General features: G+C 73.8%; 7 protein-coding genes. 4 read left to right on the top strand and 3 right to left on the bottom strand.

Features of this window, described 5'->3' with window-relative positions; all coding sequences use genetic code 11:
• The first annotated feature begins 31 nt into the window (after window positions 1–31).
• Window positions 32–364 (top strand): cupin domain-containing protein, encoded by a 333-nt coding sequence (locus tag K7G61_RS32505; protein WP_225850728.1) that lies wholly within the window; start codon window positions 32–34, stop codon window positions 362–364.
• 167 nt (window positions 365–531) lie between these two features.
• Here K7G61_RS32505 and K7G61_RS32510 read toward each other — a convergent pair whose 3' ends face one another.
• Together K7G61_RS32510 and K7G61_RS32515 are read right to left on the bottom strand one after the other, a co-directional pair.
• Window positions 532–969 carry a universal stress protein gene (locus K7G61_RS32510; protein WP_225850729.1) on the bottom strand — a complete coding sequence of 146 codons (438 nt, stop codon included), beginning with the start codon at window positions 967–969 and terminating at the stop codon, window positions 532–534.
• 347 nt (window positions 970–1,316) lie between these two features.
• Window positions 1,317–1,679 carry a winged helix-turn-helix transcriptional regulator gene (locus tag K7G61_RS32515; RefSeq protein WP_374204317.1) on the bottom strand — a complete coding sequence of 121 codons (363 nt, stop codon included), beginning with the start codon at window positions 1,677–1,679 and terminating at the stop codon, window positions 1,317–1,319.
• A 125-nt stretch (window positions 1,680–1,804) separates the two neighbouring features.
• Here K7G61_RS32515 and K7G61_RS32520 point away from each other — a divergent pair, with 125 nt between their 5' ends.
• Entirely contained in the window at window positions 1,805–2,836 is a 1,032-nt protein-coding gene (locus K7G61_RS32520) for a zinc-binding alcohol dehydrogenase family protein (RefSeq protein WP_225850730.1), read from the top strand.
• Window positions 2,837–3,065: 229 nt separating this feature from the next.
• The gene (locus K7G61_RS32525) at window positions 3,066–4,010 is read left to right on the top strand and encodes a DUF5996 family protein (protein ID WP_225850731.1); all 945 of its coding nucleotides are present in this window, start codon (window positions 3,066–3,068) and stop codon (window positions 4,008–4,010) included.
• 82 nt (window positions 4,011–4,092) lie between these two features.
• Here the strand turns inward: K7G61_RS32525 and K7G61_RS32530 are convergent, their stop codons facing one another.
• Window positions 4,093–4,989, bottom strand: coding sequence for an RNA polymerase sigma-70 factor (locus K7G61_RS32530; protein ID WP_225850732.1), 897 nt, complete (start codon window positions 4,987–4,989; stop codon window positions 4,093–4,095).
• A 265-nt stretch (window positions 4,990–5,254) separates the two neighbouring features.
• Here K7G61_RS32530 and K7G61_RS32535 point away from each other — a divergent pair, with 265 nt between their 5' ends.
• Entirely contained in the window at window positions 5,255–9,331 is a 4,077-nt protein-coding gene (locus K7G61_RS32535) for a discoidin domain-containing protein (RefSeq protein WP_225850733.1), read from the top strand.
• Window positions 9,332–9,560: the final 229 nt, after the last annotated feature.

Below are 9,560 nucleotides of genomic sequence, written 5' to 3' on the forward strand. Positions count from 1 at the left end.
TTCGCGGCCCGCGATGCCGGACACTGGTGGTATGCAGAAACTCTCCCTCGACGCACAGGCCCGCGAGCACCTGGAGCGCGCCGCGGCCTCCTCGACCGGGCGCAGTTCCCGGACCGTCTACGGCGGCCACGAGCATGTGCTGCGCCAGACCGTGCTGGCGCTGACCGCCGGCACCGACCTCGCGGAGCACGACAGCCCGGGTGAGGCGACCCTGCTGGTGCTGCGCGGACGGGTCCGGCTCGACGCCGGCGACACCTCGTGGGAGGGCCGCTCCGGCGACCTGCTCGCCCTGCCGTCGGCCCGCCACGGCCTGCACGCCATCGAGGATTCGGCCGTGCTGCTCACCGTCGCCAAACACGGCTGACCCGCCCGCGCCCGGCGGCTGCCGCCCGGTCCGCGCCGGCCGGGCGACGGCGTCCGCGCGCGGGTGTCCGGCGCGGTCGCGACCCGGCGGGCGCGGTCGACGCCGGGCGCTCCCGGTGGCGGGAGGGGTCCGCCGCCCGCGGCCCCCTCCCCCGGCTCACGCCGGGCTCACGCCTCGCTGCGTACCAGCAGGACCGACACGGGCGCCGTCCTGGCCACCCCGTTGCTGACGCTGGTGTGCAGGAGGGCGGAGATGCCGTGGTAGTGGCCGGGGCCGACGGCGATGAGGTCGCTGCCGAGGGCCTGCGCGCGCTCGACGAGGATGCCGGCCAGGTCCTCGCGCAGGCCCTCGTCCACCTCGCCGTCGGCGGTGATTCCCTCCGCCCGCAGCTTGTCGAGGGCGTCGTCCACGACCTTCCGGCCCTCCGCGCTCTCCTCGGCGGTGACGATGGCGCCGCCGGTGAGCCCGCCGGAGACGACCTGGGAGGGGCGGATGTGGATGACGTGGACGGTCCCCGCGGTCTGCTGGGCCAGCGCGGCGGCGGCGTCCAGCACCGCCGCGCCGTGAGCGGTACCGTCGACGGCGGCGAGGATGTTCTTGAACATGGGATCAGCTTCCTTGTGGTCAGGGGCTCTCAGGGATCCACAGCCCTCCGTACCTGGTCAGCGACCGGTGGCGCGCTTCGATTCCCGGTCGGGTGAGTGATCGGCGCCACTTCCGGCCGGCCCCCGCGCACCCGTTCCGCCGTGGCCACTCGGCGTAACGTCCAACGGGGGGAGCGCCGTTCGCCGTCGTGGGTGCCCGGGTCCACGCGGCGGCCGCGGCGCCGTACGAAGGGTCGGGCGTTCGTGCCGTGCCGGCGGTAGGGCCGGCCCGTGCCCGGGGCCGCTCGGGGGACGGGCCGGGGTACGGGGGACGGGGGCGGCAGGCGGCGCGGGGCGCTGAGGGCGCCTCACCCGGCCCCGGGGAAGCGGTCGATGTTCCCCTCGACCCAGGTGCGCAGGTGGGCGAGGGGGACGCAGGCGTCCCGGCCGAGCGCGGTCAGGCTGTACTCGACACGCAGCGGCACCTGCGGGTACACGTGCCGGTCGACCAGGCCGTGGGTCTCCAGCCGGCGCAGGGTCTGCGTGAGCACCTTGGGGCTGATGCCCTGCAGCCGGGTGCGCAGCGCGCCGAAGCGGCACGGCCCGTCCTCCAGCGCGCCCAGTGCGAGGGCGCTCCATTTGTTGGCCAGCAGGTCGAGCATGTCCCGGCAGGGGCAGGCGGCCGCGTAGACGTCCTTGGGATCGTCGCACGACGCGGATATGGTCGTCACGCTGCGATGGTACCCATCGGGTACTCGTGGCCGTTGCGGGTAACCACTACCCGTTGCGTACCGTCGTGGGACGCAACGGGCCGCGCGAGCGCGCCCGAACCGGACGCACGTGAAAGTGACCTGCCATGAGCGAGTACCCCGAGACGATGCCCGCCGTCGCGTACCGCAGGAGCCTGCCGGTCGACGACCCGGAGAGCCTGCTGGACGTGGAGCTGCCGGTGCCCCGGCCCGGCCCCCACGACCTGCTGGTCCAGGTGGAGGCGGTCGCGGTCAACCCGGTGGACCACAAGGTCCGGCAGCGCACCGACCCGGGCGGGGAGCCCAAGGTGCTCGGCTGGGACGCGGCGGGCACGGTGGTCGCCGCCGGTCCGCGCACCGAGCTGTTCCGCCCCGGTGACGAGGTGTACTACGCGGGCGCGATCGACCGGCCGGGCGCCGACTCCCGCTTCCACGTCGTGGACGAGCGGCTGGTGGGCCCCAAGCCGGCGACGCTGTCGTTCACGCAGGCCGCCGCTTTGCCGCTCACCTCGCTGACCGCCTGGGAGGGCCTCTTCGAACGGCTGGGCCTGCGCGACGGCGGGGTGGAGCGGACCGGGACACTGCTGGTGACCGCCGCCGCGGGCGGAGTCGGCTCGATCGTCACGCAGCTCGCCAACGCCCTGACCGGGCTGACGGTGATCGGGACCGCCTCCCGCCCCGAGACGGCCGCCTTCGCCCGCCGGATGGGCGCCCACCACATCGTCGACCACCACCGGCCGCTGGCCCCGCAGCTCGCCGAGGTCGCGCCGGACGGCGTCGACCACGTCTTCAGCACCACCGGCACGGACCGCAACCTCGCGGCGTACGCCGAGGCGCTGACCCCCTTCGGCGGCATCGTCGCCATCGACGACTTCGACTCCCTGGACATCGGCGTCCTCAAGCCGAAGAGCATCTCCTTCCACTGGGAGTTCATGTTCACGCGCTCGCTCTTCAGGACCTCCGACCGGGTCAGGCAGCACCGCATCCTCGCCCGGGTCGCCCACCTCGTGGACGCGGGCGTCATCGGCACCACGGCCACCCAGGACCTCGGCCCGGTGAACGCGGCCAACCTGCGCCGGGCCCATCGCCTCCTGGAGTCGGGCAGGTCGATCGGCAAGACCACGCTCACCGGCTTCTGACGACCGGCGGTGAGCCGGGTCCTGCCGGCGGCGTACGGGAGCGGGCACGCGGCGGGTGGGGGAAGCCGCCGCGCCCCGTGACCCGTTCGGCCCGGCGGCGGTGGCGGGACGGCCGGGGCGCGCCGAGGATGGCGTGGGGCCGCGCCCGGTGCGGCCCGCCCCCCGCCGCCGGGCGCGGCACCAGCCGCATCCGGCCCGCGCGGGCCGCCCGACGACTCGTGGAGGCGCCATGGAGCTGTTCCCGCCCGTGCCGCTGGAGTCCTGGCGGGACACCAAGGAGACGCTGCACCGCTTCCTGCAGATCGTGGGCAAGATCCGGCTGGCGGGCAGTCCTCGCCGCAACCACTGGTGGAACGTGCCGTTCCACCTCACCGGCCGCGGCGTCACCAGCCGGCCGACGGGGCCCGTGCTCGGCGGAGACGCCTTCTGCGTCGACTTCGACTTCGTGGCGCACCGTCTCGTCGTGAGCACGCTGTCCGGCCGGCAGACCTCCTTCCCGCTGACGGACCGCTCGGTCGCGGACTTCTACCGGGACGTGCTCACCGCCCTGGCCGCTCTCGGCATCGAGGCCAAGCCGGAGCACCCCTATCCGTACGACCTGCCCGACGCGGACAGGCCGTTCGCCGCGGACTACGAGCACGGCGCGTACGATCCGGCGGCGGTCGCCGTCTACTGGCGGGTGCTCAGCCAGGTCGCCCTGCTGCTGGAGGAGTACGCGGCGGGCTTCTGGGGCAAGACCAGCCCGGTGCACCACTTCTGGCACACCTTCGACATCGCCGTCAGCCGCTTCTCGGACCGGGAGATCGAGCCGCCGCCGGGCGCCGACCCGGTGACGCGCGAGGCGTACTCGCGGGAGGTGATCAGCGCGGGCTTCTGGTTCGGCGACGACTCCGTGCCCGCCCCCGCCTTCTACTCCTACACCGCTCCCGAACCGCCCGGACTGGCCGAGCGCCCGCTGCGCCCGGCGGCCGCCACGTGGTCGGCCGCCCGCGGCAACCACCTCGCGCTGCTCATGTACGACGACGCCCGCGCCTCGTCCGACCCGTGGGCCACCGCTCTGAAGTTCCTCGACGACGCCTACCGGGCGGGGGCCGGACTCGCGGGCTGGGAGCGGCGCAAGGAGTGCCCCGGCGGGATCACCGATCCGCGGCTGCGCAGGGAACCGGCCCCGTAGCGGGTGGTCCGCCGCGGGCACACCCGGTGACCGGGCCGGGGAGGCGGTGCCCTGTCGGCCGGGCCACGGCGGCGGGGGGACCTCAGTCCTTCAGCGAGGCCACGAAGGGAGCCAGCTTGGCCGGGTTCATCACCCACAGGACGCGTTCGATGCCTCGCGGCGACACGTCGAGGGACAGCAGGGCCACCGCGTTCGCGTCCACCGTGACCAGCACCGCGGGCCGGCCGTTGGCCTCCACCCAGCGGGTACTGGCCGCGGGCCACAAGCGCGGGGCGAAGGCGGCGAGGAACTTGGACACGTGCGACACCCCGACGACCGGGATCCTGGACGCCCCGCGCACCCCGCCGCCGTCGGTGTAGCTGACCACGTCCGTGGTGAGGACGTCCTCGAGCACCGACAGGTCGCCGGTCCGCGCCGCGGCGAGGAACACCTCCATCAGGCGCCGGTGGTCCGTGGTGCTGACCGGCTCCCTGCGCTCGGCCACCAGGTGCTTGCGGGCTCGGCTCACCAGCTGACGGGTATTGGCCTCACTCGTCTCCAGGATCTCCGCGATCCGCTTGTACGGGTAGTCGAACGCCTCCCGCAGGACGTAGGCGGCTCGTTCCACCGGGTTCAGCTTCTGCAGCAGGAAGAGGACCGCCATGTCGAGCGCCTCGGCGCGTTCCGCGCCGAGCGCCGGATCGCCGCTGGTGTCGACCGGCTCGGGAAGCCAGGGCCCGACGTACGTCTCCCGGCGCACCCGGGCGGACTGGGAGTAGTTGATCGCCAGCCGCGCGGTGACCGTCGCCAGGAACGCCGCCGGCTCCTCGACCTCGGCGCGGTTCGTCCGCTGCCACCGCAGCCACGCCTCCTGCACGATGTCCTCGGCTTCCACCGCGCTGCCGAGGATGCGGTAGGCGATTCCGAAGAGCCGCGGACGTACCGCGAGGAAAGTCCTCGCCGCCTGTTCGAGGGAAGCCGCGTCGTCCTCGGACTGCATCGATGTCCTCCATCTCCGGACCACCCATGCTACAAGCCGTCTCGGACGCAAGGCGCGCTGACCTGCGGCGTGTCCGGGCGGGCCGGCTCCGGGGGTCCGGCGGTGCGCCTCGGCCCGTGGTCACACACCGTCATCCGGCCAAGGGGAAAGGTCGAATCCCTTGACAGACACCCGGCGCGGCAAACAGCCTATGGCAACGTTGTCATGGAGTCGGTTCGCGGGTCGTCCGCTCCATGGGCCCAGCTCGGATTGGAACAGACCACCCATGTCGCACCAACCGCCCCACCCCTCCCGCAGATCGGTCGTCGCGACCGGTTCCACCCTCCTCGCCGGATTCGGCCTCGGCGTCGCCCTTCCGGCGAGCGCCGGGGCGGTGCCGCAGGCGGCTGGCCCCGCCGGGGGCTCCGAGCCGGGCGAACTCGCCGCGTACCGCCCGGTCGCGGTCTCCTCGACGGCGTACGCGCCCGCGCCCGCCGAGTTCGCGGTGGACGGGCTCGGCTCCCCGGGCGTCAGGGGCACCGGATGGCGGGCGGGTGACGGCGATCCGCAGTGGATCTCGGTCGATCTGCAGGCCGTGTGCCAGGTGTCCTCGGTGCGCCTGACGTTCGAAGCGGCGGCCGGCGACCCGGTGTTCACCCCGGCGCCTTCCGGCAACTGGTCCGACGGCACCACCGGTCAGGAGATCCTGTCGAGTTACGCCACCGAGTTCACCGTCGAGACGTCCCGGGACGGCACGTCGTGGGACGTGGCGTACCGGACCACGTCGGGGACCGGCGGGGTCGTGGACATTCCCCTGGACCGGCCGGTGCCCGCCCGCTGGGTGCGGCTGACCGCGCACAAGCGCTCCAGCGGCAACCCGCTGGGCGTCAACGGCTTCGAGGTCCACGGGACCGCGCCCGGCCGGCGACCCGAGGCGACCGGCTGGACCGACTGGGGACGGCACGCCCGGGTGGCGCCGCCGCTGCGGACCGCCGCCGACGGTACGGTGCCCCTGGAGTCGGGGTGGACCCTGACGATGGACGACTGGGCGGGCGGTACGGGCGCGGACCTGTCCAGGCCCGGCGTGGACACCGGCGGTTGGCTGCCCGCGACGGTCCCGGGCACCGTACTCGCCTCACTGGTCGAGCAGGGCAAGCTGCCCGACCCGGTGGCCGGCTTCGGCAACCTCCACGTCCCGGAGGCGCTGTCGCGCCATTCGTGGTGGTACAAGCGGGACTTCGCGCTGCCCCGCGGCCTGGACACGGGCAGCGGCCGCCACGTGTGGCTGGAGTTCGACGGCGTCAACCACGAGGCCGAGATCTGGCTGAACGGCTCGCGGGTCGGCACGCTGACCCACCCCTTCGCGCGCTGCGCCCACGACGTCACCGCGCTCCTCGCCCCGGACGTCCAGGCGCTGGCGGTGCGGATCAGCCCGATGCCCGTACCCGGCAGCCCGCACGACAAGGGGCCCGACGGAGCGTCGTGGGTGGACGCCGGTGCCGGGCAGATGAACCTCGCCTCGCCCACGTACCTGGCCGCCTCCGGCTGGGACTGGATGCCCGCGGTCCGCGACCGGGCGGCCGGCATCTGGAACCACGTGCGGCTGCGTTCCACCGGCCACGCGGTGATCGGCGACCCGCGGGTCGACACCAGGCTGCCGGACCTGCCCGCCACCGACCGCGCGGAGGTGACGATCGTGGTCCCGGTGCGCAACGCCGACACCCGCGACCACGAGGTCGGCGTGGCCGCCGCGTTCGACGGGGTGCGGGTGGAGCGGACCGTGACCGTACCGGCGGGCGCGAGCGTGGAGGTCGTCTTCGCCCCGGCGGACCACGACGCGCTGAGGCTGCGCGACCCGCGGCTGTGGTGGCCCAACGGCTACGGCGACCCGGCCCTGCACGACCTGACCGTCACCGCGGCGGTCGACGGAGGCGTCAGCGATCGGCGCACCACCCGCTTCGGCATGCGCGAGTTCGGTTACGACTACCGGGTGCCGCTGCCGTTCACCGCCTCCGGCGACGCGTACACCCAGTCGGTGGACCTCGGCCGGCGGCAGGCGCGCTACGTGCGGATCTCCTGCCTGACCCGGGCGACCGGCTGGGGGTTCTCGCTGTGGACGCTCGCGGTGGCCGACAGCGCGCGGGCCGGAACCGACCTGGCGCTGCACGCGCCGGCCACCTCCTCCACGGTCGCCGACGGTACGCAGCCGGGGAACGTGACCGACGACGACCCGAAGACCCGCTGGTCCTCGGCCTACCAGGACAACCAGTGGATCCAGGTGGACCTCGGCTCCGCGCAGTCCTTCGACCGGGTGGACCTCACCTGGGAGCAGGCCTACGCCCGCACCTACGTGGTGCAGGTCTCGGCCGACGGCTCGACGTGGACCGACGCGGCCTCCGTGGACAACACCGCGGTGCCCCTGCCGTTCAACAGCGGCGACGCGAGCCTGCGCACGACGTCGTTCCCGGCCGTCACGGCCCGCCACGTGCGCCTGGACTGCGGTACGCGGGCCACCAGTTGGGGCATCTCGCTGTGGACGCTGTCGGTCCTCGACAGCTCCGCGCCGGGCACCGACCTCGCGCTGCGCAGGCCCGTGACCGCCTCCTCCGTCGAGGACGGCTCGGGCAACGTGCCCGCCAACGCCACCGACGGCGACCCGGGCACCCGCTGGTCCTCGGCCTACCAGGACAACCAGTGGATCCAGGTGGACCTCGGCTCCGCGCAGTCCTTCGACCGGGTGGCCGTGCTGTGGGAGCAGGCGTACCCGAAGACGTACACGATCCAGGTGTCGGACGACGGCGAGAGCTGGACGGACGTGGCGTCGGTCAGCAACACCCCGGATCCGCTGAAGATCAGTGTGAACGGGGTCCGGGTCTTCTGCCGCGGCGGCAACTGGGGCTGGGACGAACTGCTGCGCCGGATGCCGGCCGAGCGGATGGACGCGGCGGTGCGCATGCACCGCGACATGAACTTCACGATGATCCGCAACTGGGTGGCCTCCAGCAACCGCGAGGAGTTCTTCGCCAAGTGCGACGAGTACGGCCTGCTGGTGTGGAACGACTTCCCCAACGCGTGGGGCATGGACCCGCCCGACCACGACGTCTACAACGCGATCGCCCGCGACACCGTGCTGCGCTACCGCGCCCACCCGAGCGTGGTGGTCTGGTGCGGCGCCAACGAGGGCAATCCGCCGCAGGCGATCGACGAGGGGATGCGTGAGGCGGTCCGGTCCCAGGCCCCTGGCATCCTCTACCAGAGCAACTCCGCCGGCGGCGTCATCAGCGGCGGCGGCCCGTACTCCTGGGTCGAGCCGGAGAGGTACTTCGACCCCGGCACCTACGGCAGCCACGGTTTCGGCTTCCACACCGAGATCGGCATGCCGGTGGTGTCCACGGCGGCGAGCGTGCGGGGCCTGGTGGGCGGCGAGCCGGAGTGGCCGATCGGCGGTCCGTGGTACTACCACGACTGGAGTGAGAACGGGAACCAGGCGCCGCAGACGTACAAGGCCGCCATCGAGGCCAGGCTCGGCGCCGCGACGGGCCTGGACGACTTCGCCACCAAGGCGCAGTTCGTCAACTACGAGAACACCCGGGCGATGTTCGAGGCGTGGAACGCCAACCTCTGGGACGACGCCAGCGGGCTGATGCTGTGGATGTCGCACCCGGCGTGGCACAGCACGGTGTGGCAGACCTACGACTACGACTTCGACGTCAACGGCGCCTACTACGGTTCCCGGAAGGGCTGCGAGCCGCTGCACGTGCAGGCCGACCCGGTCACGGGCCAGGTGACCGCGGTCAACCACACGGCGCGGGCGCTGGCCGGGGCCACGGTCACGGCGGGCCTGTACGACCTGTCCGGGCGGCGGCTCGGCGCCGAGCGGCGGGCCGCCCTGGACCTCGCCCCCGCCGCCGCCGCGCCCGCGTTCACCGCCGGCTGGACCGCCGATCTGCCCGACCTGCACTTGCTGCGGCTCTCGCTCGCCGACAGCGGTGGCTCGGTCGTGTCGCGGAACACGTATTGGCGCTACCGCACGCCCTCGGCCATGGCGGCGCTCAACTCGCTGCCGCGGGTGCGGGTGAGCGCCGGTCCCGGCCGGGTGTCCGGCTCCGGCCCGTGGCGCACCCTGACGGCGACGCTGCGCAACCAGGGGCGGTCGGTCGCCGCGATGGTCCGGCTGTCGCTGGTGGACGCCGACGGCGGCGCACGCGTCCTGCCGACGCTCTACGGCGACAACTACCTGTGGCTGCTGCCGGGCGAGTCCAGGGCGGTGACGGTGTCGTGGCCGGCGGCGGGCCTGCCCTCGGGCCGCCCCGCTCTGCGGGTGGACGGCTACAACGTGCGCCCGGTGGTGGCGGAGGTCTGATCCGGCGCGAGGGCCGGAAGCGAGGAGCCGCGCCACCGGTGGGTCCGGTGGCGCGGCTCGCACCGCGCGCGCGTGTCAGGTCACGCGGCCCGGGCTGTCACGCCCAGGGCGACGCCACGACCCGGCTCGTGCGGTATCCCCGCGGGATCCCGCCGACGTCGGTGGGCGTCGTCGTCAGCCGATGCCCAGGGCCTTGAGCTTGGCCTGGTAGTCGGGCAGGTTGGCGCCG

The sequence above is a fragment of the Streptomyces sp. HPF1205 genome, assembly GCF_020400825.1.
GTDB lineage: Bacteria > Actinomycetota > Actinomycetes > Streptomycetales > Streptomycetaceae > Actinacidiphila.

Coding starts and splice junctions, on each gene's coding strand:
- K7G61_RS32520 (WP_225850730.1), top strand. CDS start 1,805: ATGAGCGAGTACCCCGAGACGATGCCCGCCGTCGCGTACCGCAGGAGC.
- K7G61_RS32535 (WP_225850733.1), top strand. CDS start 5,255: ATGTCGCACCAACCGCCCCACCCCTCCCGCAGATCGGTCGTCGCGACC.
- K7G61_RS32505 (WP_225850728.1), top strand. CDS start 32: ATGCAGAAACTCTCCCTCGACGCACAGGCCCGCGAGCACCTGGAGCGC.
- K7G61_RS32510 (WP_225850729.1), bottom strand. CDS start 969: ATGTTCAAGAACATCCTCGCCGCCGTCGACGGTACCGCTCACGGCGCG.
- K7G61_RS32525 (WP_225850731.1), top strand. CDS start 3,066: ATGGAGCTGTTCCCGCCCGTGCCGCTGGAGTCCTGGCGGGACACCAAG.
- K7G61_RS32530 (WP_225850732.1), bottom strand. CDS start 4,989: ATGCAGTCCGAGGACGACGCGGCTTCCCTCGAACAGGCGGCGAGGACT.